The 26,934-nt window shown below is 67.2% G+C and carries 2 protein-coding genes (1 of these 2 running past the window's edge); both read right to left on the bottom strand.

Features of this window, described 5'->3' with window-relative positions; translation table 11 throughout:
• Positions 1-222: 222 nt before the first annotated feature.
• A complete protein-coding gene (locus K2Y42_RS16965; protein WP_291154624.1) occupies positions 223-19,626 on the bottom strand; it encodes a non-ribosomal peptide synthetase in 19,404 nt (6,467 codons plus the stop codon).
• Positions 19,623-26,934, bottom strand: the 3' portion of a protein-coding gene (locus K2Y42_RS16960; RefSeq protein WP_291154622.1) for an SDR family NAD(P)-dependent oxidoreductase. 12,344 nt of this gene lie beyond the right edge of the window; the window shows 7,312 of its 19,656 coding nt (coding positions 12,345-19,656); the start codon falls outside the window, past its right edge; it ends in the stop codon at positions 19,623-19,625. The genes K2Y42_RS16965 and K2Y42_RS16960 overlap by 4 nt, the downstream gene beginning before the upstream one ends.

Here is a 26,934-nt window from a genome sequence, read left to right as displayed (position 1 = left end):
GGAAGGCTCCGTGCTGTTGAGCACGATCCATCTCAATGTGCGTCGCGATATTTCGCTAGTGCCGCATGGCCACTATAGGAACTGCAACCTGTCAAAAATTAGCGGATCATCCCGAGCGTGAAACAGAAGGACGCGTAAAACATGAGCGTCGGCCCGCACGTTGTAGAGGGCCGGCAGCGGATTGAGATTGAAGTCGGTCGTCGCGCACCCAACGCCTCAGGGCTATCCGGACCGTCGACCCTGCATCTTGTCCGGGTTGGTCCGCACATCCGTCCCGCCCTCGCACGCACCGAGATCGCGCGACACCTCGTCTGCGAGATGCGCGAGAGCAGGATCCGCGAGGATCGAATAATGATCGCCTGGGATCTCGCACACCGAAAAGCCACCTCGCACGAGCGCACCCCACCCGCGCGACCGGTTCGGATGACCGCTCGTTGCCAGATAGAGCCGCGCCGAAACCGCGCACGGCTCCGGCCGATAGGCGCGCGCCATGAGCAGGTTCGCGCGGAAAGCTTCGAACCGCGAACGCAGGCGCGCTTCGTCGATGCCCTCGAGCAGGCTGGCGAGCTCCGGCGCCCGATAGAGCTCATCGATCGTTGCAAACCGGCCTTTGCCGGATAGCGTGGCGATGTCCGTCGCGCCCGCCAGATCGCGCGCGAACAGGTCCAGAATGTCGGCCGCGCTGTCGCCGGTGCCGCCGTCGATCGCGGCCAGAAGCGCTGGCGCATAGCTGTCGATCAGGCCCAGATATGCAACCTCCTCGCCCGCCGCCTTGAGCCTGCGCGCCATGTCGAACGCCATGATGCCCCCGAACGACCAGCCGCCCAGCCGATACGGTCCATGCGGCTGGACGGCACGCACGGCGGCGAGATAGCGCGCCGTGCGCTCTGAAACGCGCGGCAATGGCGCATCCGACATCTGTTCCGGCGCCTCGATGCCATAGACCGGCCCCGGCGTCGCAAGCCGCCGCGCGAGCCCGACATAGCGCGACACGCCACCTCCCACGGGATGCACGAGAAACAGCGGCGTTCCCGTCCCCGACCGCAGAACGACGACGGCCGGCTCACCGGGCGCGAGCGTCTCGGCAGCTCGCGCCGCGATCCGCCGCGCCTGCGCGGCAAGCGTCGGCGCAGCGAGCAAGTCCGCCATGTTGAGCCGCCGGCCGAAGGTGCTCTCGATGGCCGACAACAGCCGGACCGCGAGCAGCGAGTGCCCGCCGCACGCGAAGAAATCGCTCTCGCGTCCGATCGGCATTCGCTCCGCAGAGACTCCGAGCACCTCACGCCAGAGACCGGCGAGGCGATCTTCCGTGGCACCCGTCGGAAAAGTGAACGATTCCGGAGCCGCAACGGCGGCTCCCGACGAGCGAGCCACGGTCTCCAACGCGCGCCTGTCGACCTTGCCCGCGGGCGTGAGCGGCAACGCATCGATGCGAAACACGACGTGCGGGCACATCGCGCTTGGCAGGCGCGCGGCCAGGCCAGCCGCGAGATTTTGCGCATCGAAGTGCGCCTCATCCTGCACCACGAAGCCCACCAGACTGCCGTCGCAGAGGACCGCCGCCGCTTGTGCCTTGCTGCACGCCGCGAGCGCCGCATCGACCTCGCCAAGCTCGATCCTGAAACCGCGGATTTTCACCTGACTGTCGAAACGCCCGAGAAAAGCGAGACAGCCGTCGCGTCCGGGCAGAAACGCCACGCGATCGCCAGTGCGGAAAAGGCGGCCAGCGCCGAATGGATTGTCGATAAAGCGCCCACGCGTTGCTTCGTCGTCCGGGATGTAGCCCTGCGCGACGCGCGGCCCCCCGACGTAAAGCTCGCCCGGCACCCCTTCGGGCACGAGTTGGCCGTAGGCATCAAGAATGTAGACATCCGTGCCCGGCAGCGGACGCCCGATCGGGATGGCGCCAGTATCACCCGGACAGACCTCGTGCGCCGTTGCCGTGATCGTCGTCTCGGTCGGACCATAGGCGTTGATCAGGCGCGTGGCTGATAGAGCGCTGTCGCGCCAAAGACGAACGGTTTCGGGAGCGAGAACGTCTCCGCCACAGATGAGCAGGCGCGGGGCGTGCTTGGGCGCGTCGCCCGATTTGCCCCACGCCGCAAGCACCTCAGCCAGATAGGCGGGCGGCAGATCGGCCACCGTAACGCGCTGCCGGTCCATGACGTGGCGCAGTTGACGTGGCGTCCACAGCGTGGCGTCGCGCATCACGACGGTGGCGCCGCAGATGAGCGCGGGCAGAATCTGTTCAAGCGCCGGATCGACACTGAGCGCGGAGAACTGCAGCACGCGATCGTCTTCAGTCAACGCGAAGCGTTCGATCACGGCACGGCAATGATGCGCCAGAGCGCCGTGCGACACGGAAACGCCCTTCGGCCGCCCGGTCGAGCCCGACGTGAAAATAATGTAGGCCGCGCGGTTCAGGTCAAGCTCCGGCCGGTCGGCTCGCAGCGGTTTGCGTGCGGTCGCCTGCTGGCGATCCGCGTCGAGGATCACGGGAACGGCAATCTTCGCATGCGCAAGACGATCCGCGTTCCTGGCATCGACGACGATTGCATTGGCGCGCGCGCCAGAAAGCATCGCTGCGAGGCGTGCGTCCGGCTGCGCGCCATCGAGCGGAACATAGACCGCCCCGATTCTGACCACACCGAGCAGCGCGATGATTGCATCCGCGCCGCGCTCCATCAGCACCGCCACCGGATCGCCCGCCGTGACGCCGCGCTCGGACAGGTGACCGGCCACGCATTCGGCACGCTCCAGCAATTCGCGGTACGACAACGAGCGCGCCCCGACCACGAGCGCCACGGCATCAGGACGCCGCGCAGCCGTCGCGGCGATCCAACCGGGCACATCGCCGTCCGGATGCGCAAGCACTCCACCCGTCGCGAGCGACCCGAGAAGGCGATCTCTTTCGGTATCCGAAAGCATATCCAGCGCAGCGAGACACGTTCCGGGCGCGCGCACCATGGCGTCCACGATGGCCAGATAGTGCTCCAGCATACGCACAATGCGCGGCGCATCGAAGCGCGCGACATCAAAGTTCGCCACGAGCCTCAGGCCATCGCCGTCCTCGTAGATCTCAAACCCGAGGGCGTCGCCACCCTCCTGGCGAAGAGACGTGATCGGCTCCGCCACGCCGTCAGCAGAATGAAGTGCGATAAAGTTCTGGTAGGCAAAGCTCACCTGATAGAGCGGCCCATCCTGTGGCGTGCGCCCCAGCGCGCGGGCAATCGCGGCGAACGGAACATCGGCATGATCGAGGCCGTCCGTCAGCCGCGCCTGCACGTCGGCCACGACATCGCCCGCCGCCATCGCGCACGACATTTCAGCGCGCAGCACGATCATGTTCGCGAAGCAGCCCACGCTCTCCTCGAACCGCCGCGCCGGCCGCCCCATCACGGGCATGCCCACGCAGATGTCCTGCTGGCCGGTGTAACGATGGAGCAGCGCAAAAAGCGCGCCGAGGAAGAATGCCGGGCGATCCGCGCCAAGACCGCGTGCCGCAGCCGTCGCCGCCGACGCCAGCTCTGCCCCTATGACGCGTTCCACGCACGCGCTTCGCATCACGGGCCGCGTGGGATCAACCGCCCGGTCGGACGGCAGGTCCAGTACCGGAGGCGCATCCGAGAGCCGCTCCGTCCAGTAGCCGAGCTGCGCGTTGCCTTGCGCCGACGCCATGTGCGCGCGTTCAAAGGCAACGAATTCGCTGAAATCAGCAGCTCTCGAACGCGCGGACAGCTCTCTCCCGTCAACGGCACACGCGTAAGCTTGCCAGAACGTGCGCGCGAGGAGTGCCGCCGAGACACCGTCTATTGCAATGTGGTGGACGACAAACAGAACGACGGCCTGCTCGGGATGCGCCGCGCTCCGGATCAACTCGAACCGAATGGGCGCTGCGGCGAAAAGATCGAACGGGCGCGCAACGCGCGCACGCAGGAACTCCATCTCGTCCGCATCGTGGGGCATCACGACGGGCTGCATCGAGGGAGCTTCGGGCGCGACCGCAACACGCGGCGCTCCGTCGACGACTTCGATACGGCGGCTCAGAATTGGATAGCGGCCCAGCACGTCCACGAAGGCCCGCTGGAGCGCGCCTGGGTCGGCGCGCGTGACGCGGAACGCGAGCGGCACATTGTAGGCGCTCATCTCTGGGTGCAGCGTCTGCAGCGCCCAAAGGCCATGCTGCCCTTCGGAGAGACCGGCCTCCAGAGGATCACCCGCCACGCCCACCACGGCGGAAAGATCGCGACCCTCCAGAGCGCGCGCAGCGATCAGGTCTGCCAGCGCGTCCACGCTGTCGTGCGCCGCAAGCTCGCGGTGGGTCACGGCAACGCCGAGCTCGTCGGCGCATCTCCGGATCAACCGCAGCGCAAACATCGACGACGCACCGAGATCACGGAAGGACGCGCGCGCTGGAATGGCCTCGATACTGAGCCCTGTCTGCTCCGCCAGCGTCTCGAGAATGAGCTGTCGCGGAGAGAGCGGAGCACGCTGCGCGTCGTCGCGCGAAGCCGCGGCAACCGGCGGCGCCGACACGGGAGATCCCGTAATCCAATGGCGCACCCGCTTGAAGGGATAGTCCGGCAGCCGGAGCGGCGGTCCAGCTCCTTGATCAGAACGAGACGCGCCGCCGTTGGCAGAGGTGGCAACATCACGCGGGCCATCCAGCCAGGCGGCAAGAGCGTCACAAAGCTCGCGCTGGCTGCCGGCCTCGATCTCGATCGCGCAAGCCAGCCGCTCCCGGCACACGTCAAGCGTCCACGCCAATCGCCCAAGGGGCACATCAACATTTGCGGCCAGATAGGCAGCCATGTCCGAGACAACGGCCGCAACGCTGTCCTCGTCGGCCGCCGACAACACGAAGCGCCACGGGCCCGCCTCGCCGATATCGTCCGGCAACGCATCCGGCGCTTCTTCGAGAATGAGATGCACGTTGGTGCCGCCCGCGCCGAACGAGCTGATCGCCGCGCGCAACGGCTGATCCGGCGCCATTCGTGTCCAGGGCATGGACGCACGCGGCACGAAGAACGGCGACCCGTCGATGGGCAAATCCGGATCGATATCCGCGACCGGGAACGGCGCCAACGTGCGGCTCCGAAGCTGGAACAGGGCTTTCGTGATTTGTGCGAGGCCGGACGCGGCCTCCGCGTGGCCCATGTTCGCCTTGACCGAGCCCAGCGCGCAGAACCCGGTATCCGAAGTGAAGGCACCGAACGCGCGCGCCAGAGCCCGCATCTCGATCGCGTCGCCGAGCGCCGATCCGCTCGCCGCCACCTCGACGCAGCCGACCGTGCGTGGGTCGATACCCGTGGCGCGGAAATTGTCCTCGATGAGTTGACGCTGCGCCTCCGCACTCGGCACGCCGTAGCCCGCAGACCGGCCGGAGTGGTTGACGGCCGATCCCTTGATCACGCCGATCACGATGTCGCGGCTTGCGCGCGCCGCCGCGAGCGGCTTCAACAGCACCGCGCCGACGCCTTCAGCCGGAATGTAGCCGTCACCCCCCGCAAACGCGCGGCTTCCACGATGACTTCCGACAAGCCCTGCCTCGCTGAGGGCCACGTACTTGTCGGGATGCAGCGTGAGATTCACGGCACTGGCAATCGCCATCTGGCATTCGCCGCGCAGCAACGCCTGACAGGCAAGATGGATGGCCTCGATACCCGACGAGCACATGGAATCGACGGCCACGCTCGGCCCGCTGAAATCGAAGGCGTGCGAAATGCGATTGGCGAGCGAGGCCTGCGAAGCCAGCATCAGCGCCGCGCGATCTTCGGAGTGAAGCTCCAGCGCGCGATACTGCTGCGACATCGAACCGGCGAACACCCCGACGCGCCCACCGAGCACGTCCCGGATGCGGCGCGGCGGATACCCGCCGCGTTCAAGAACGTGCCACGCCGTCTCAAGCAGCAGCCGCTCCTGCGGATCCATCCGGCGCGCATCACGCGGCGAAATGCCGAAGAAGCCCGCATCGAACCGGGCGACATCATCCAGGAACCCGCCCCAGCGGCAGCAGCTTTTGCCGGGCTCGCCCGCGCCCTCGGCGTAAATCTCGTCGATATCCCAGCGGTCCGGCGGAACCTCGGTGACGAGATCGCGGCCAGCGCTCAGCGCCTCCCAGAGCGCTTCCGGCGTTTCGGCTCCCGGATAGCGCCCGGCGACTGCAAGGATGGCAATGTCGGCGTCGGACGCGATCGCGGCAGGCACTACGGCGGGGCTGACCGAAGCCAAGCGGGGCGGCGAGATTTCCGCCGGCGACGGCACGCTGAGGAGCGCGCGCAATGCCGCCCCATGCATCTCCATGAGCGCAGCAGCGAGCTTCGCAATCGTCGGATATTCGAACAGCAGCGTTTTCGGCAGCGCGCCGAACGAGGCCTCCAGCGCATCGACGATCTTGAGCCCCGAAATGGAATCGAGGCCGTAGCGGTCGAGCCCTTCATGGACATCGAGCCTGTGCGCCGCAACGCCCAGCACGGTTGCGATCCGCTCCGCCAGATAGGCCCGCACTGCGCCAGCCTCTGGGCCTTCACCTGTCAGCGGCTCGACAGCACCAACCTCCGATGCCATAGGCGCTTCGAGCAACATGGCCCGCAGGCGCGCGCGATCGCCGTCCAGCACAAGGATCTGCGAGAGGCCATCCGCGCGCGCAGCAGCCAGCGCCGCGTCGAGCGCGGCAAAGGCAACGTCTGTCGCGAGCGGCCGAACGCCGGACGCGCGCTCAGCCGCATCGATGGCCGCTTGCGGCATAGTCATGCCGCCATCGCGCCAGAAGGGCCAATCAATTGCGAGCGTGTGCCCGTGTCTGCGGCCCTGCGCCACGAGAGCATTCCGCTCCTCCGCGAACGCATCCATGAACGCGTTTGCGGCAGCATAATCCGCCTGCCCCATGTTACCGAGCGCCCCCGAGGCGGACGCGAACAGCAGCATCACATCCAGATCGCAGTCCGAGCTTGCGGCGTCGAGCGCGGCAAGCCCGGCGACCTTCGGCGCCAGCACCTCGCGCAGCTCCCCCGCGTTTTTATGCACGAGCCGCTTGTCACGCGTGATGCCGGCCGCATGCACGATGCCGTCGAGACGGCCGGACGTCCGGCGAATGTCGGCGATCAATGCGGCCACGGCGGCACTGTCCGCGACGTCCGCACAGCGATGCATGACGATCGCATCGAGCCGGTCGAGGCGTGCTTGCGTTTCGCGCGAAGGCGCTGTGCGGCTCGTGAGCCACAAGACGGGTCGGCGAACGCAGCTCGCAATGCGTTCCGCCAGCAGCAGTCCGAGCCCGCCTGTCCCACCGGTGATGAGATAGACACCGCCGTCTTTCCACGGCGATGAGGGCGACCGCGAAGCAGAGCCAGCGACCTCGCGCCACTGGCGCACACGCCGCACCCCGTTTTCGTAGCGGATATCGCTATCGCTCCCGCGCGCATCCTCCGCGAGGCGCGCCGCGAGCGAGCCATGCGAGGCCGCATCCGCCGCGATCATCTGGCACCGCAGCTCGGGCACCTCATGCATGGCCGTGCGCAGCAGGCCGCCGAGCCCTTCGAGCCCATCGCCCGAGCCGTCTCGCGCAACGACGACTTGCAGCAACACGGGGCCCGAACGCGACGTCACAAGCGACTGGATCAGTTGCAGCACATAGTCCGCCGCGCAGCCGAACCGGTCGCCAGCGGGCACAACCAACGCATGAACTTCAGCCGATGCGATGGGACACGGCGCAAGACCGCAGAACACCACGACCCTCCGCACCGTAGAATCCAAGTCCGAGGACGGCGCCGCCGCACGGGGCTGCCAATCCGGCGTCAACAGCAGCGGAAGCGCCGCAGCTCCAGCGGACTTGAAAGGCGTTGGTGCGTCGGACGCGGGCCCAACCGGCGGCACGAGTCCCGGAACCCAGTAGATCTCTCGCAGAAACGGATACGTCGGAAGGCTGATCTTGCGCGGCCGCAATCCGCGCCAGAACCGCGCCCATTCAATCGTTGCACCGTCCGCCCATGCGCGCGCGATCTCGTCCGGAGACCTCGGATTGAGTTCCGCCGCAGGGCTCATGCCCGGGCGACAAGTCCCCTTGTAGACATGACGCAGGTCGCCCGAGAGGGCATCACGCAGACGGCTCCGTAACTCAGCACAGTCCGCCGCCACGATGGCCACGCGCTGTTCGAACGCCTCGCGCCCCTGCTGCAGCACGAAAGCCGCCGATGCGAGATCGGCGTCGCCCAGCCCGTCCAGCGCCGCGAGGAAACGGCGCAGAATGTTTTCAAGCACACCCTCGTCGCGGGCCGAGAATGGGAACACGAACGGGCCCGCATGCACAGCCGTGTCGGGCGATGCTTCGTGATCCTCAAGTATGAGATGCGCATTCGAGCCGCCAGCTCCGAACGAGGACAGCCCCGCCAGTCGCCCCCGCGCTCCCGCCGGACGCTCCCACGTCTCGACGCGCCGTTGAACGGAGAACGGCGTCGCGTCAAAATCGATGCCCGGGTTAAGAGTCTCGGAATGCAGCGACGGCACGAGCTGGCGATTGCGCATCTGCAGCAGCACCTTCGCCAACCCGGCAATCCCGGCCGCGCTCTCGCCATGACCGATGTTGGATTTGACCGACCCGATACGGCAGAACCCGGTGTCGGAAGTGTCAGCGCGGTAGGCGGCCGAGAGCGCCGCAATCTCGATCGGATCGCCGAGCTTCGTGCCCGTGCCGTGCGCTTCCAAATAGCTGATGTCGCGCGCGGCCACGCAGGCCTTTGCGAGCGCGCGGCGGATCACCGCCGTCTGCGCCTGCGGATTCGGCACTGTGTATCCGTTGGTCTTGCCACCGTGGTTCAGCGCCGAGCCGCGGATTACGCCATAGATCTGGTCGCCATCGGCAATGGCTCGGTCGAGACGCTTCAACACCGCCGCGCCGACACCCTCACTCGGCACGTAGCCGTCCCCGCCCGCACCGAAACTCTCGCAACGCCCCGAGCCCGAAAGGAAGCGCCCCTGCGAAAGCGCGCGATACTTGTTGGGGTGCAGCGAAAGATTGACGCCACCCGCGATGGCCGCCGCACAGGATCCGCTCCGCAGGCTCTCGCACGCCAGGTGGATCGCCGAGAGCGACGACGAGCACATGCTGTCCACGGCCAGGCTCGGACCATGGAAATCGCACACCGACGAAACGCGATTGGCGATCGAGGCGGGGCTGCTCGAGAGCGCAAGCGGACCGCCGGCCGACGTGCGCTCGACGCCGTAGAGCTGATACTCCTCCCACATGACGCCCACGAACACGCCGACATCGCCGCCGCGTGCGAGGCCGGACCGCGTGTTGCCGGAATCCTCGATGGCCTCGTGCGCGCATTGCAGGAACAGGCGCTCCTGCGGATCCATGAACGGGGCTTCCCGCGGCGAGATGTTGAAGAACAGCGGATCGAACTCCGCAATCCCGTCGATGAACCCGCCCCAAGCCGCGCCGCTGCTCAAAGCGCCGGAGACGCGCCCGCGATCCCACCTTTCGAGCGGCACTTCCGTGATGCAGTCGCGACCCGCAACGAGATTGCCCCAGAACCCGTCGAGATCGCGCGCACCGGGATAGCGCCCGGCAAGACCGACCACCGCAATCGGCGCGTCCAGATCGACAGTGGCTGTGGACGCGGGTTCCTCGCTGAGACCCCGATCCCGCACTCGGGCGGCCCCCAAGGCGGCCGTCGTGCGCGTCACCTCCGCGAGGCGCTCCCCGTGATTGTCGACGAAGTAGTCGACCACGGCCTGCAACGTCCGATGCTCGAAGAAGAGCGTCTTGGGAAGCGCGCCGAAGGTCTTTTCCAGCTCGTCCGTCAGCCGGACGATCATGAAGGAATCGATGCCATAAGCATCGAGCGGAGCGCTCAAGGCGATCTGGCTCGCTGGAACGGCCGTCTCGGCCGCGATGGCCTGCACAAAAAAGCGCGCACCAGCTTCGCGAAGCACATCCGTCGATCTGGCCGGGCGATCGCGCGCCGGCAGGAGCCGCACGGAAAAGCCCACCAGCCGGACGCAGATCGTGCCGCTGTCGTCGGCGAGATCGATGTCGATCTTCCTGATCGCCCCCGACGAAGGACGCTGCCGGATGTGCGCCCACATCTCTCGCGCCGTCGGCCTGAGAACATCCACGCGGTCGAGCGCGAACGGAATGGCGGTGCCACCGTCTATCTGTTCACCGTAGAGCGCCAGCGACGCCTGCAGCGCGCCGTCCATCACACTCGGATGGAGCATAAAGTCGCCGCCGGCCCGCGCCGCCGCATGAGGCAGCGCCAGGCGCGCCAGCACCTCATCGACCCCGCACGCAAGTTCGGTCACGGAGCGGAAGGCGGGGCCATAGTGCATGCCGAGCTGCTCGAACGCCCCGTAGAGCCACTCCGGCGTGCGCGAACGCGAGCAGCGTGCGCGCACCGCCGAGACATCGAGAATTCCCGCCGCCTCAGCAGACGCGCGTAGCTTGCCCTGCGCGTGCACGGCTTCAGTCTCGCCGTCGCCCGAAAGCAAGCGGAACGCGTGCCCGCCAGCGTCGAACGCGATCCGCGACGATGCCCCCGCCGAAGCGCTCACCGGCTTCAGCCAGACGATATCTCCAAGAGACAACGGCAGAGCTTGGCCGGATGCGGCGCGCGCCAGCTCCAGCGTCATCACGCCCGGAAGCATCGGAGCGCCCGCGATACGATGATCGCTGAAGTAGAAGGCATCCGGATCGCGCAAGAGCGTTTGCCCCGGTGCTTGCGGAGCGAGCGCTTGCGATCTCACAACGGCAGCAGCATTGGCTGCAGCGCCGCGTTCGATCGCGCGTCCGCCCTTGTAGATCTCGCGCGCAAACGGATACGTCGGCAGATGCAGACGTCGCCGCGCCGGATTTGCCCGGTCCCAATCGACCTCACCGCCGGAAACCCAGTGCGCCGCGATTTCCTGAAGCGTTGCACCGGCCGCGGGTGCAATGCCAGCGGCCTCGCTGACGGCTACGCCATCCGCCACCGGAACCCCCGCGGCGAGAAAACGGTCGAGTTCCATCTTGAGTGCTTCGACCGACCTGACCACGAACGCCGCGCGGCACGCCAGATGCGTCCGCCCCGACTGCAGCGTGAACGCCAGATCCGCGAGCGAGATTTCACCTGCGCGATCCTTGGTGAGATGCTCGCGGAGAAGGCGTACCTGATCGGCAAGGCGTAGCGCATCGCGCCCCGACAGCGGCACGATGACGGGCTCTTCGCGACGTGGCTGCGAACTCCGGCGATCGACGAACTCTTCGAGCACCACATGCGCATTCACGCCGCCGAACCCGAAGCTGCTGACACCGGCCCGTCGCGGCAGCTCGCGGCCATCGCGATCGCGCATAGCACGCCAGGGCTGGCGCTCCCGCACGACGAAGAACGGGCTTCCCGTCAAATCGATGTACGGGTTGGCGGGCTCGCTCTTGAGGCTCGGCGCCAAGGCGCGATGACGAAGCTGCAACAAAACCTTTATGACGCCCGCAATTCCCGCCGCAAGTTCGAGGTGGCCGATGTTGGTCTTGACCGAACCGAGACCGCACGGCTCAGCACCCGCCTCGCGCGCTGCAAAAACGTGCTTCAGCGCATTGATTTCAACCGGGTCACCGAGCGGCGTCCCCGTCCCGTGCGCTTCGATGTAGCCGACCGTGGACGGGTCGATGCCAGCGACCGCATAGGCACGCGAAATCACGTCCGCCTGCGCGGCCGTGTTGGGCGCCGTCAGCGAATTGGCGCGCCCGCCGTGATTGACCGCGGTGCCGCGCACGACGGCATAAATGGCGTCCCCATCGCGCAGCGCGTCAGACTGGTGCTTGAGAACCACCACACCGGCGCCTTCGCCGCGCACATAGCCGTTCGCGTTGCGCGAGAACGTGTGGCACGCCCCATCGCGCGACAGCATGCCGGCCCTGGCGAACGTGATGTGCGCCTCGGGCGTGACGATGGTGTTGACGCCGCCGGCGAGCGCCAAGTCGCACTCGCCGGACTTGAGGCTTTGAACCGCGCGATGAAGCGCGACGAGCGAGCTGGAACAGGCGGTTTCGACAGGCTCGCTGGGCCCGTGCCAGTCGAAGAAGTAGCTGATGCGATTGGGCCCGATCGAGGACGCCGAGCCAGTCGCTGCGTACCCCTGGCCAGAGGTGTCGTCGTCGCTGAGCAAATCGGAATAGCCGCTCGCCGCAGTTCCGACGAAGACGCCAACGGCGCGCCCGGCGAGGCTACGCGGATCGTGCCCCGCGTCCTCCAGCGCCTTCCACGCATGCATCATCATGAGGCGCTGCTGCGGATCCATGAGCAGCGCTTCGCGCGGCGAAATGCCGAAGAACAGCGGATCGAACGCGAACACCCCGTCGATGAAGCCGCCGAACTTGATGTCGGTTTTTCCAGTTTCGGTTTTTGGATCGCCGTGGATCGCTCGCCAGTCCCAGCGGTCGGAGGGGATTTCGCGGATCGAATCCACGCCGGTGGCGAGATTCTCCCAGAATGCGGCAGCGTCCGCCGCTCCGGGGAAGCAGCAGCTCACCCCGACGATCACAACTGGATCGTCATCGGGCGGCGAAATAGGAGACGGCACGGAAGCGCGCTCTTCGACCGCGACGCGCCCACGCGCCATCGGCGCCCGCCCCAGGCTCTCGATATGCGCGGCAAGGCGCGCGAGCGTTGCAAATTCGAAGAAGTCGGCAGGTGAAAGCGACAATCCGAGCGCGTCGTTCACTTTCCCCGCGAAGGCTGTCATGGAGATCGAGTCGAGACCGAACTCGCCAAGTTCGGTATCAGGATCCAGCACATCGACATCGGTTTCGAGCAGGCGGGCGGCGATCTCCGTCAGCCGTTCGAGCATCGCGGGCGCGGGCCCGCCTTCGGAGTGTTCCGCCACAGCCACTTCGGACGGACCTGCGAATGCCCGCGCATGAACCGTCGACGAGCCAGCCGACTCGGAGTGAACCCCACGAACCCAATGCACGGTCCGCGCAAAGGGATACCCCGGCAGCACCACACGGCTCGGCCGCTCTGCCCCATAGAGTGCCGACCAGTCGAACGAGAATCCGTGCACCCAGAGATCGAGCAGCAAATCCTGGCGTCCGCGCTCCGGCAGGCCCAGCAAGGCACGGCGCACCTCGGCGTCGCTGTCGAGTAGCCCAAGCATGCCCCGGCCCGCCTTGACACGGCCGGTCCGAACGTCGCCATCCAAAACGCCGGAAAGAAACGCCGACAGGTGCCGGCGCACATCGGAAATATGCGACGCGGCGAACGCAAGCCGATGCTCCATCGCATCCCGGCCCTTCTGCAGCGTGAATGCGATGCTGGCGAGATCCGCGTCGGAAAACGCATCCAGCGCGGCAAGTAGCTCCTGCGCGCTCTCGCCGAGTTGCTGCTCAGAGCGGGCGGAAAGCACGATGGCAAACGGCCCCGCTACCCCGGTTAGAGACTGCATCACATCGGCGGGCGCATACTCTTCCAGCACGAGATGCGCATTGCTGCCGCCGAACCCGAAACTGCTGACGCCCGCGCGGCGCGGCACCTCACGCCCCTCCGCATCGCGCGCGCGCACCCATGCTTCCGTCTCGCGCACGACCCGGAAAACGCCGTCGTCGAGTTTCAGGTACGGATTGAGCGTTTCGCAGTTGATCGAACGCGCAAGCGTTCCGGCCCGCATCATCAGCAGAACTTTGATGAGACCGGCCGCCCCCGCCGCTAGCTCCAGATGCCCGATATTCGACTTGACCGAGCCGATCCCGCAGGGCATGCGCGGCGCGGGCCCGAACCGCGTCTCCGCCTCATCAGACAACACAGCGAAAGCGGCGTTCAGCGCTTCCACCTCGATCGGGTCGCCCAACGGCGTCCCCGTTCCGTGCGCCTCGATATAGGTCACGGTGCGCGGATCGAACCCTGCGCGCGCGTAAGCCTGTTTGAGAAGTGCGGCCTGCGCCTTGGGGTTCGGCGCCGTCAGCGTGCTGGCGCGCCCACCGTGATTTTCAGCGCTTCCGCGCAGCACCGCGAGAACACGATCGCCATCCCGCTCTGCATCGGCAAGCCGCTTCAGGAAAACGAGACCTAGTCCCTCTCCGCGACCGTAGCCGTCTGCGTCCGCCGAGAACGTCTTGCACCGCCCGTCGGCTGCGAGCATGCCCGCGCGCGCGAACCCTTCGAACGTCTCGGGCGACAGCAGCGCATTGACGCCGCCCGCGATGGCGGCCTCGCAGTCACCCGAATGAATAGCCTCGGCAGCCCGATGGATGGCGACAAGCGCGCTGGAGCACGCCGTCTCTATGGCGACGCTCGGCCCTGTAAAATTGAAATGGAAGCTGACGCGGTTCGGACCGACCGACGGCGCAAGCCCGGTCATCGCGTAGCCCTCGGTCGGGCCGCCCGCCTCGGCGACCAGCCGGCCGTATCCCGTATCCGCAACGCCGACGAAAACGCCGATGCTTGTGCCCGACAATGCCCGCGGCGCGTAGCCCGCGTTTTCGAGCAAGCGCCATGTCTGCGTCAAGAGCAGCCGCTGCTGCGGATCGATGAGGCGCGCTTCCGGCGCCGAAAGTCCGAAAAACGCGGCGTCGAACTCACCGATCCCATCGATGAAGCCGCCGCGTTGAGGCGTATCGACCGGCTGTCGCGACCAGCGATCCTCCGGCAACGCGCGCGTGGAGTCGCGCCCTGCGAGAAGGTTCTGCCACAACGCATCCGGGTCAGCCGCACCGGGGAACACGCCGCTCATGCCGACGATGGCAATCGGCGCGCGCCCGGCCGCATCGCGCGTGTCAGGCCGCGGCTGCTCGCGAGGCTGTGCCGGCGTCGATCGCTCAGCCGGTCGCGGAGCTGACGCGACGGCGGCCGGTATGGTCGGCGCCGCAACCCCGAGCACCGATGAAAACTCCGGCGCATGGTCACGCGCAAAATAGGCCGCGAGTTCGCCCAGCGTTGCATGCTCGAAAAACACAGTCGGCGTGAGCGCCAGGCCGAAGCGGTCGTTCAACAGGTTCGCGAGCTGCGTGAAGGAAATCGAATCGTAGCCGTACTCGGTGAGTTCGAGATCCGGCGCGAGATCGTCCAGCGCCACCTTGAGCTGCGCCGACACGATCTGCAACAAAGCGGGAAGAATGGCACGTTCGAGATCGGAGGCATCGGCAGTCGCGTTCCGCACGTGAGACTTCGCCTCCGTTGGCGTTTCATGGTCCAGCCCTGACGCAGGCTGCTGCTCGCTCGCAGCCATCCCGAACCGCGCCTCGATCCGTGCGCGGTCTCCCGCCGCCACCACCACCTGCGGCTCGCCGCTCGCCAGCGCATCGTAAAGCGCGGAGAACGCATCCTCCGTCTCGAGCAACGTGAACCCCGTCGTCCGCGTCATCAGCTTCTCGGCCTGAGGCGCGAGACGCATGCCGCCCTCGCGCCAGACCGGCCAATCCACAGCCAGTGTGCGGCCATGGCACAGCCCGGCCTTCCGGCGCGCTTCGCGATCGATCGCGAACGCGTCCAGGAATGCATTGGCGGCGGCGTAGTCCGTCTGTCCCGGATTTCCGAGAGCCCCCGAGAGGGACGCAAACAGCAGCAACAGATCGAGCGGCTCCGCGCCGAGTGCGCGATCGAGATGACACGTCCCGGCGACCTTGGGAGCGAGCACGGCGCGCAAGCTCTGCGCCGTCTTTGCCGCGAGCGCGCAGTCGTCGAGCAATCCGGCCGCGTGCAGCACACCATCCAGGCGGCCGTGGCGGGACCGAATGCCGGCAATCGCCGCGGCGACCGACTCTGCATCGGAAACATCGAGCGCTATGATCTCCACCCGCGCGCTGCTCAATTCAGATGACCACTCCGGCGGCAGCGCCGGTTCAGTTGCGCTTCGGCTCGCCAGCACGAGCGTCGCATCTGCGACGCACCTCGAAATTTCACGCGTGAACAACCTGCCCAAACCGCCTGTTCCGCCCGTGATGAGATACACACCGCCATCACGCCACGGATGCGGAGACGCCGCTGCGGGCCGCGCCAATGCACGCCAACGCAACACTTGGAACGCGCTGCCCTGCGCGCGCACGTGCGACGCCTGAGGACAACGCGACGCGGCAGCAATCTGCCGGGCAAGATCCTCCGGAGACGCTCCGGCATCTGTCATGAGCAGCCGGCACGTGACGCTCGGCACTTCCAAGTCCACGCTTTTGAGCAGGCCTTGCAAGCTCGCAAGCCACGGCGCATCGCTGGGCACGACCACCTGCAATTCCGTAGAGCGACCAGCGCGCGCCAGCGCTTGAACGTGCGCGAGCAGTGCTTCGGCACACGCCGCGAAGCCGCCATCGAGCACCGTGCCGTCGATTTCGAAACCACAGCACGACCAGCCGGGCAACGCCGTAGCCAGTGCCTCAGCGTACGAAGCCCCCCAACCGCAGAGAAACGCATCGCGGCGGACAACCCGTCCCGGCGCCTCAGCCTCGCCCGGCGACAAGCCATGCCAATCGGGCGCGAACAGCAACGTCGCGTGCTCGTCCTTCTCCGGCACAGCCCGCGCCAATTGGCGCGTCGCAAACCCGCTCATGCGGATGCACACCATGCCATCGGCGTCCATGAGATCGATGTCCAGCTTCTGGATGCGGCGCACACGCGCGCCGCTGGACCGGACCGAAACCGTCATCTCCCGAGCGCATGGCGCAAACACATCGATGCGATCCAGCGCGAACGGCAGAGCCGCGCCGCCAGATCCCGCGCCGTCTTCATCCAGCGCCGTCCCGAGTGCGCACTGAAAAGCGCCATCCAGCAGGCTCGGATGCAGCGCGAAATCCGTAAGCGGTCCAGCCGCAGGCGGGAGATGAAGGTGGCCGCTGACGCGCGGATACCCCGGCTCGTCGGAACCACAATCGAGCGACACAATTGCGCGATGGGACGGTCCGTAGGAAAGCCCCATGCCATCGAAAACCGCGTACACATGTTCAGCACCGTACAGGCGCGACTGCGACGCGTCGCGGTCCGAGCTGGCCGGTGAAGGAGCCGGGCGTTCGGCAAGCGGCAGAAGCCGCGCTTCGGCATGCACCTGCCGCGTCCCATCGCCTCCGACCCGCGTCACCTCGATACGTGGCCGCCCCGGCGACCCGAGATCGATGGCAACTTCGATCTCGACCGGGTGCGTCACGGCAAGCGGTTTCAGCCACACGATCTGCCCAAGCGCGCCGTCCAGCCCCGCGGCCTTCACAGCTCGGCGCATCAGCTCGAGGTATGCAACGCCGGGCAGCGTCGGCGTGCCGCCGACCACGTGATCGCGCAGGAAAAACGCGTCGGGCGAAAGCTGCAGCGTAAACCGCCCCGGCGCGGACTCCGTGAGGTCCATCGGCCCACGTCCGGGGCCGGGACGGGCGCCCGCCGCACCGTCAACCGGCAGCCAGTAGCGCTTGCCTTGAAACGGATAGGTCGGCAACCGCACGCGCCTGCGCGCTTGTCCCGCATGCAGCGCGGCCCAATCGACTGTGCCACCGGCCACCCAATGGCCCGCAATACGCGCGAGATCGTCGTCGACGTCGTCGGTGCCAATCGAAGGCAACGCAAGGCCCGGCGCACCTTTACGCGCCACGGTACCGGTAACGACGCCAACCGCCGCTCCATGCGCGAGAAAAGCCTCAAGCTGGGCCCGCAATTCGAGCTTGTCGTGCGCAACGCACGCCAGCCGCGCGCGCATCGCGTCGCGGCCCGTCTGCAGGGTGAAAGCAATGTCGGCGAGATCCTGTTCGGCAGCATCGTCGCTCGCGAGATGCGCGGCCAGGTTCCGCGCAGCGTCGCGCAGCGCGCTCTCGGTGCGGGCCGAGAGCACAATGACGTGTGGGCCGCCAGCGGCCTCTTCGCGCGGCGCGGACACATACTCTTCGATCACGACATGCGCGTTGGCGCCGCCCGCTCCGAACGAGCTGACGGCGGACCGGCGCGGCAGCTCACGCCCATCGATCACCGGGCGCGGCCAGTCCCGCGCGCTGTCCATCAGATAGAACGGCGTGCCGCGCAGATCGATGAGCGGATTGGGATCCTCGCAATGCAGTGTCTTCCAGAGGCGCCCGGCGCGCAATCCGAGCAGCACCTTGATGACACCCGCGATACCCGCCGCGGTCTCCGCATGCCCGATGTTCGACTTCACGGACCCGAGGCCGCACGACGCCTCCCGCATTGAATGCCCGTGCTCCGCATAAAGCTCAGCGAACGCCGCCTTCAAGCCCTCGATTTCGACCGGATCTCCGAGCACCGTTCCGGTTCCGTGGCATTCGATCATGCCGAGCGAGCGCGGATCGATCCCCGCCTGCCGGTGCGCCTCGACGATCAGCCTCGCTTGCGCGCGCGGATTGGGCGCCGTCAGCGACGACGCAGCCCCGCCATGATTTTCCGCCGATCCTCGCACGACACCGAGAATGCAATCGCCGTCCCGCTCTGCCAGATCGAGGCGCTTCAGCAGCACGGCGCCCACGCCTTCCGCCCGCGCATAGCCATTCGCCGCCCGCGAGAACGTCTTGCATCGACCATCCGGCGCCAGCATGCCGACGCGCGAGAACAGGATGTGCTGCGTCGGCGTCAGCATGAGGTTGGCGCCGCCCGCGATGGCCAGTTCGCAGCCCTCGTGGCGGATGCACTGGACAGCACGATGCAGCGCCACGAGCGAACTCGAGCACGCCGTGTCGATCACCTGGCTGGGGCCGTGGATATCGAGCAGATAGGACAACCGGTTGGCGCAGAAGGCGTGCCCGAGGCCCGTGAGCTGCGCCGGATCGACCGCGCCCGCGCGGTTGGCGAGATCGGCGTAGTCCTGCAAGTTGATGCCCAGAAACAACCCGACCTTGCGGCCCGCCAGAGAGCCCGGCGCATGGCCAGCCCCCTCGATCAGCTTCCACACGCACGTGAGAAACAGCCGATGCTGCGGGTCCATCATCTCGGCTCCGTTGGGCGGGATCTTGAAGAAACCCGCGTCGAACAGATCGTGCCCCGGCACGAAGCCGCCATGCCGGACATTGGAATACGGCCCGCGCTTCGGATCGCCGTCAACGGCGCGCCAGTCCCAGCGCGCGCGTGGAATTTCTTCGATGCAATCGTCGCCTGCCGCGAGATGCGCCGCGAACGCCGCGAGATCGGCGCTCTTCGGGAACATCCCCTCCATGCCGATGATCGCCACCGGCTCGGCGGTGCCGGCTTGCGTGCGCTGGACGGCTGGAGCCGGATGCGGCGCTTCGAGCAGTTCCGCGCGCGGCGCGACCGGGATCTGCTTCGGCACAATCCCTTTCGCTGCATGTGGCTTCGCGTAGTGCGCCTCGATAGCGGCGCCGTAGCGCCTGCGCAGGATCTGCGAGAGATCCTTGAGATGGCGCGTTTCGAAAAACGTCGTCGGCGCGATGGACACCGAGAAAAAGCGCGAGATGGACGCCATCACTTCGGTTATTGCGATGGAATCGATGCCGTAGTTGGCGAGGTTTTCTTCCGGATCGATCTGCTCGGGCCGCATGCGCAGCGCGTCCGCGGCGAGACGCAGAACATCCTGCTCGAGACCGTCGCCCCCAGCAGGAGCAATCGGCATAGACGCGCCCGCGTGAGGCGCGACCACCGTATCATCACCGCCCCGCACCTTCGCGCGCGCCATCACCTCTCGCTCGATCAGCTCGCGCATGTCGCCCCTGAGGTCGCGGGTCATTGCGCGGCATCCATGTCGGCTGCACGGGCGTCTGTCAGCATGTCGCGATATTTCCGCATTTCAGCGAGCAGCTTCCAGAGATCCGCCTCCCAAAGATGACGATACGACTGCACGAAGTGGTCTTGCCCGAGGTCCGGCGCATCTACGCGCTTGGCGCTAAGAAACGCGCTGAGCCCGCGCGTGCGGCCGAAATAGGCACGCGCGTAATCGCGCACGAACAGCCCCTGCGTCTTGAGGCCGTCGCCGAGCCCGCCTGCCGCGTTGATGAAGCCCATGAACAGGAGGTTGTCGTGATTGCGCGGCACGGAATGCAAGAAGAGATCGGGAATCCCCGCCTTCCAGTCGAGCAGTGACGCGTCGAGGAACGGGAAGTCGCGGCGATAGCCGGTGGCGTAGATGATCGTATCCACCTCCTTGGACGATCCGTCCCGGAAGTGAACCGTATGCCCCGCGAAGCGCGCCACGTCGCCCTTCGGCGTCAGGTTGCCGTGGCCGATGTGATGCAGCACCTGCGAGTTCATCACCGGATGCGCGCCATCAAGCGCGTGATCCGGCGCGGGCAGCCCGTAATCGGTGCCGTCATAGCCTGCGAGCCGGAAGACCTCGGCGATGTAGGCCATCGTCTCGGCCTTGGTCGCGAACTTGCCGCCGAGCTCCATCATCCATTGCGGCGTCGGCTTTCCGGCGATGAACTTCGGCTGGTAGTGATAGCCGCGCCGGGTGCTGTGAATCACGGAAGCCGCGTGATGCACCGCCTCGGCCGCCACATCGCACCCCGAGTTGCCGCCGCCGATGACGAGCACGCGGCGACCCCGGATCTGGTCCGGCGACTTGTAGTCCCGCGTATGCAGCGTCTCGCCGTCGAATGAGCCAGGATAGGCAGGGACCGGATAGAGCGGCACGCGCTGCAGCCCGTTCGCCACCACGGCGAGATCGTAGACCCGGCTGAAGCCGTCGCCGCTCGCAAGCCGCCATCCGCGCCCTTCAGGCGACAGCCGCGTAACCGGCGCATTGAAGCGCGTCCGTTCGTAGAGCCCCGATGCCCGCGCATAGGCACGAACGTAGGCGAGCATCTGCGCATGGCTGGGATAGGCCGGATAGTCGTCCGGCATCGGGTAGTCTTGCACCTGCGTGTTGAACTTGGGCGAGATCAGATGGAGCGACGCATAGGTGCGCCCGCACGCGCCGTCGCCGTTCCACACGCCGCCGAAATCGGCCTCCGCCTCGAACAGGTCAAACGCGATGCCCGCATCGTTGAGCTCACGCCCGACACCGATGCCTGTGGGCCCGCCGCCGATGATCGCAACCCTCGCCTCGCCCGCCACGCGCACGTCTCCCCTCGCCGGTCTGTGAAGCTGCACGGGCGCTTTCGGCGCGGCTGGCACCGGCTCCGCCCAGTACCGTTCCGTTGCGAACGGATAGCCGGGGGCCGAGAGACGCCGCGCATCGCTGCCCGGCCAGTCGACATGCTCACCCGCCGTCCAGGCCCTCGCCAACGCATCCAGCGGATCGCCGGTGTGAGGCATCGCGGAATTCGCATCGTGCGCGAGACGGCCAAGAGCATGGAGAAGCGCGGCGCGATCCCGGAACACGATGGCCCGGCGCACCGCCAAGGCCACCCGCCCGCGCTGGAACGTGGCCGCGAGCGCGCCGAGATCGAGATCAGGTTTGCGCGCTACGAAATCCGCAAGCGCCTGCGCATAGGCCGAGAGCCGATCCGCCGAGCGCGCCGAAATCGGCAGCACCCACGGCCCTGCATTCGCGGCCGGACGAGAGGCAACGCCAGGCGCCGCCTCGAAAACCACATGCGCATTCGTGCCACTGAAGCCGAACGCACTCACCCCGGCGCGGCGCACACCGCTTGCCGGAGCCGCCCAGGCGCGCGCCTCCGTGTTGACGACAAACGGCGTGCCGCTGAGCGCGAGATGCGGGTTCAGCGTCTCGACGTGAGCCGTCGGCGGCAGCTCGGCGTGCTCCAGCGCCAGCACCGCCTTCATGGCTCCGGCGACACCGGCGGAGGCCAGCAGATGCCCGACGTTGCTCTTGACCGAGCCGATGGCGCACGAAGCTTCCGCAGCGCCCGATCCCGCAAAAGCCCCGGCAAGCCCTTCGATCTCGATCGGATCGCCAAGCGCCGTCCCCGTGCCGTGACATTCGATCAGCCCGACGCTCTCGGGCGCGATGCCATAGCGCTCGTGAACCCCGCGGATGAGGCGGGCCTGCGCCTCCGGATTGGGCGCCGCGATGCCGTTGGTTTTTCCGTCCTGATTGGCGCCCCAGCCACGAATGACAGCCCGGATCGGATCGCCGTCGCGAACCGCATCGTCAAGACGCTTGAGCAGCATCACGCCGACGCCTTCACCCGGAACGAAACCATTGGCGCGCCGATCGAAGGTGAAGCAGCGTCCACCCGGCGACAGCATGCTCACCTTCGACGTGTCGACGAACATCGAAGGCCCGATCAGCACGCACGCTCCGCCCGCGAGCGCCAGATCGCTATCGCCGAGCACGAGGCTGTTGCACGCCTGCGCAATGGCAACCAACGAGCTGGAGCATGCCGTATCGAGCGAAACCGCTGGCCCCGTCAGATCGAGCAGATAGGCAATCCGCGCCGCGAGGATCGATCCCGCCGCGCCGAGCAGGCTGTAGGCGTTGCGATCCGTGATGAGGTCGGCATACCCGCTCGGCCCGGCTCCCACGAACACGCCGCACGCCGCCCCGGCAAGCGTCGTCGGATCGATGGCCGCGTCCTCGATGGCATGCCACGCGTGCTGCAGGAACAGCCGCTGCTGCGGATCCATCAGCTCCGCTTCGCGCGGCGTAATGTTGAAGAAGCCGGGATCGAAGCGGTCCACCCCGGAAATCGCGCCCATCCACTTGCAATAGGATTTGCCCGGCGCCTGCGGATCCGGATCGTAATGGGTCGCGATATCCCAGCGGTCGCGCGGCACCTCGGTGATGCAGTCGCGCTTCGTACGGATGTTGGTCCAGAACGTGTCGAGATCTGGGGCCTGCGGGAAACGTCCGGACATGCCGATCACGGCGATGGCCGGCCGATCATTCTGAGAAAGCTGACTCGCGCGCTTCGACGCGGGAGACGCGTTGGGCGGCAACGCGGCAGCCACGACCGGCGAAGCCACTGCAACGGCGCTACTCGTCGGCGCCTCCCTCGTCTCCGGTACGCGTGCCACCTCGGCCAGCGGCGCCTCGCGCGCCAACCGGTCCACCAGCGCGCCCACGCTTGGGTTGGCATAGACGGCCGTAGCGGGAAGCTCCGTCGCGAACATCGAATTGAGACGCCGGATCCAGGTCACGGCAAGGATGGAATCGAGGCCGAGATCGAGGAATCCCGATCCGTCGCGAATTTCGGCCGCATCGATCATCAGCTCTTCAGCGAGGCTCGCGACCACGGCCGCGCGAACCTCGTCGCGGCGGCGGTGCGGCAGGGCGGCGGGCTCATCCACGGCCACGCGCTCAGCCGACGGCAGAGACGAAAACGCAGTGCGGATTCGCGCCAGAACGTCGTCGTTCCCGACAAAAGTCCGCCGATGCATATCGAGCTCGCGCGCGAGAAAGCGCGGCAGCGCGTCGATGAGCGGAGCCGATGCTTCGGCCTTTGCCGCGATCAGCTCCTCACGCGAACGCTGCGCCAGACCGTGCGCGAGCCGCAGCGCCGCCGCCAGAACTTCAGAAGCGGGACGCACAGTGAGGCCTGGCGCGCGTGCCTTCAGATCGCGCCCCTTGAACGGCGTAGCAGAGAACAGCACTTCGCGCCCGAGCCGATCACCGAGCCGGTACGGGAACGCAAGCGTCGCGCCCGCTCCCGGCGTGAATCCGAGTTCCAGGTAGTTGCTGTGATAGACGCTGTCCTCCGCGAACAGCGCGATGTCCGAGAACATACCCAACGCCCATCCCGCGCCGATGGCGTGCCCCTGCATGGCCGCGATGACGGGCAGCGGGCATTCGAGCGGCAAGCTGTAGATGCGCCGGTCCGTGAACTGCGTCTCGCCGCGCTGCAGGCTCTCCAATCCCTCCACCGTGCCGCCACGCGCGAAGTAGCCATCGAAGCCCGTCAGCACAACCGCCTTGAACCCGGCCGAACGCCCGATCAGGTCGAACGCCTCGCAGAGCCCGTCCATCAAGTTGGGCGTGAACGTGTTCCGGCCGCTCCGCTCCTCCATGCGCACCAGCACGACGCCGTCGTCGAACGCGTCCAGCGTAACCGCTCTCGATGCGAGCGCGATCCGGCGCAATGCGCCCGCGAAGGCCGCGACCTCGGCTGTGCCGGAAACCTCAAGCACGTCACGGGTCGGCGCAGTCGGTGACTGTTCGGTCCGCAGATGACGCTTCAGCTCCACGAGTGCCAGCCGGGGGGCACGCGCGATGGCCCGAGCAAGCAGGACGGCGTCCTCCCTCGGCGCATCAAAATCGCAACCAAGCAAGGTGGCGTGCTCCGCCCGCACCTCCGGAAGCCCGACAACAACCGGAACGGCGCAGTCCCGTACGGCTTGCAGGAACCCGCGGGCCGCCTCGCGCGTAACCGGCAGCGCCCCATCTTGCACATCCAGCAGCACGCAGCGCACATCCGCCAGCTCCGACACGCGCTGCACCTCATCCGCCAGAGCCATGTCCAATGGCGCGGTCCAGGGCTGGCTGAGCGCGAGCGTGCACACTCCGTCCGCCCCGATCTCGCGTTCGATCTGGACCGAGACATGCGCGGCGGGAGCGTCGTGCGGCATCGCTGCGTCGAGCGGCGCGAGCTTGACCTTCACCCGTTCGCCGGACCGGGCGGACGCGAGACCCGCCCCCGACGCATCCGACGGCGCGCTCACAACGTCCACCGGATCGGCGGCATGCACTGCGGAAGCGGAAAGTTTTGCAAGAGGAACCTCATCGACCCAATAGCGGGTTTCCGCGAAGGGATAGACCGGAAGCGGCACACGCCGCCGTCCCGATCCGGCGAACAGCGCTTCTGCATCCAGCGTCACACCGGCGAGGAACCGATCCGCCATCCCGGACGCGTCGGACGCGCCGCCGGCAAGCACACCGGAAAACGGCGCATCGGCCACGGCGGTCTTCACAGTGCTCACATCGCCCGCCAGCCACGCCGCGAGCGCGGCCACCGCGTCGGCCACATCCTTAGCGACCAGCGCCAGCCGGTGCGGCAGATGACGCCGTCCGCCGAGCAGCGTGAAGGCAACGTCGCGCAGCGCAAGACCGGGCGTGCGTCCGAGATGCGCCGCGAGCCGCTCCGCCTGCTGGCGAAGCTGCGCAGGCGTGCGCGCCGAAAGCACAATGAGATATTCGCGCCCCGCATCCGGCACGCCGTCGAGAGGCGGCGCCTGTTCGATCACCACGTGCGCATTTGTGCCGCTGAACCCGAACGAGCTGACGGCCGCTCGGCACGGCGCGTCTGCATGGGGCCAGCGCTCGGCTTCCGCATTGACCCGGAACGGACCGTCATCGAACCGAATGGCGAGATTGGTGCGCGCAACATGCAGCGCAGGCGGCACGACACCCTCTTTGAGCGCGCAAAGAAGCTTGATCACGCTCGTGATCCCGGCGGCCGTCGTTGCGTGCCCGAGATTGGCTTTCACCGACCCGAGCAGACACGATCCGCGCGGAGCCCCTGCATCCGAATAGACACGCGCCAGCGCGTCATACTCGATGGGATCGCCGAGCCGTGTGCCGGTTCCATGCGCTTCCACGTATCCGATCTGCGCCGCATCGATCCCGAATGACGCATAGACTTCGCGCATCAGGCGCTCTTGCGACACCGCGCTCGGAGCCGTGATGCCATTGGTCGCCCCATCCTGGTTTGTGCCCGAGGCAACGATAAGACCATGTATGGTATCGCCGTCGGCGAGCGCTTGCGACAGCGGGCGCAGCAGCACCGCGGCAGCCGCCTCGCCGGGCACGATGCCGTCCGCATCCGCGCCGAAAGCGGCGCACCGGCCGGACGGCGACAGCATGCCGGCCGCTTCCGCATACCGGAAAAACCGGTCCGTGCATTGCACGAACACGCCGCCCGCGAGCGCCATCTCGCATTCGCCACTCCAAAGACTGCGGCACGCGAGATCGAGCGCGACCAACGAGCTCGAGCACGCCGTATCGACGGCAATCGCCGGCCCCTTGAGATCGAGGCAGTAGGCAATACGCGCAGGGATCAGCGACGCCGTGTTGCCCCAGAAGGCCTGCCCCGGAGGCTGGCTGCGGAACACCTCCTGATAGTCGCCCGCACTGCACCCAACGAACACGCCGCAGCGGCGGCCCTCCATGGCGGCGCCCGCGTGCCCGCCGTGCTCCAGCGCCTTCCACGCCTCTTCCAGGAACACGCGCTGCTGCGGATCCATGTAGGTCGCTTCAAGACCGGAGATGCCGAAGAACACGGAATCGAAACGGTCGAAGCTGTCAATGAAGCTGCCGTGGCGCCCATTTGCAGTGCTGAAGCGCGTCACAGGCTCGACGAGATCACGACCCGCCAACAGATGAGACCAGAGCGCGTCGACATCGGGCGACTGCGCGAAACGCCCGCTGAGGCCCACGACGGCAATCGGCTCGCGGCGGTCGTGCCTCGCAATCGCCGGAGCAAGCTTCGCCTCCTCGACCGGCGAAGGCGGCGTGGCCGCCACCGCAACATCTATCTTCGGCGCAGCGGCGTCCGGGAAGGCGCTCGCGACGTAATCTTCGAGACGAAGCACACTGCCGAAATCGTAGAGGCGCGTTTGCTCGATCCGGATGCCGAGCACACCCCGCAGCCGCTCGACCAGCTCCGCCCCCAGAATGGAATCGAGCCCGTAATCGGCAAACGGCGTCTCAACGGCGATGGCCTCAGCCGGCATGTTCAAGGTCTTGGCAACGGCGCCGCGAATGACATCGCGGAGGCTTCGCGAGTGGTCGCTCGCTCGTTTCTCGGCCACCACAGCGGGACGCTCTGCAACGATGATCTGCTGGCCTAGCGCAAGCTCGCGATCCTGTGAGCCGGCGCGCCACACAAATCCTGCGTCCTCAAGCGCGCGCCGCCAACCGTCTGGCGAAAGCGACGGCGTGCCGGGAATGCGCCGCTCCGCATCCGTGAAGCGCCACCACCCGTCGAGCAGGCCGAACGTCACGTGCGTGAACAGGGACGCACGACTGGTCTCGTTCAAGAGCAGCGCCCCGCCCGGCGCCAGCGTCTCGCGCACATGCCGCAAAGTCCGGCCGATGTCGGAGGTCGCGTGCAGCACGTTGGCGGCGATCACGAGATCGAAGCGACCTGCCGCGAGACCCTGTTCGGCCGGCGGCTTCTCGACATCGAACAGCGCCGTC

The organism is Hyphomicrobium sp. (assembly GCF_019744875.1).
In the GTDB taxonomy this organism is placed as follows: domain Bacteria; phylum Pseudomonadota; class Alphaproteobacteria; order Rhizobiales; family Hyphomicrobiaceae; genus Hyphomicrobium_C.
This window is presented reverse-complemented; position numbering and strand designations above follow the sequence as displayed.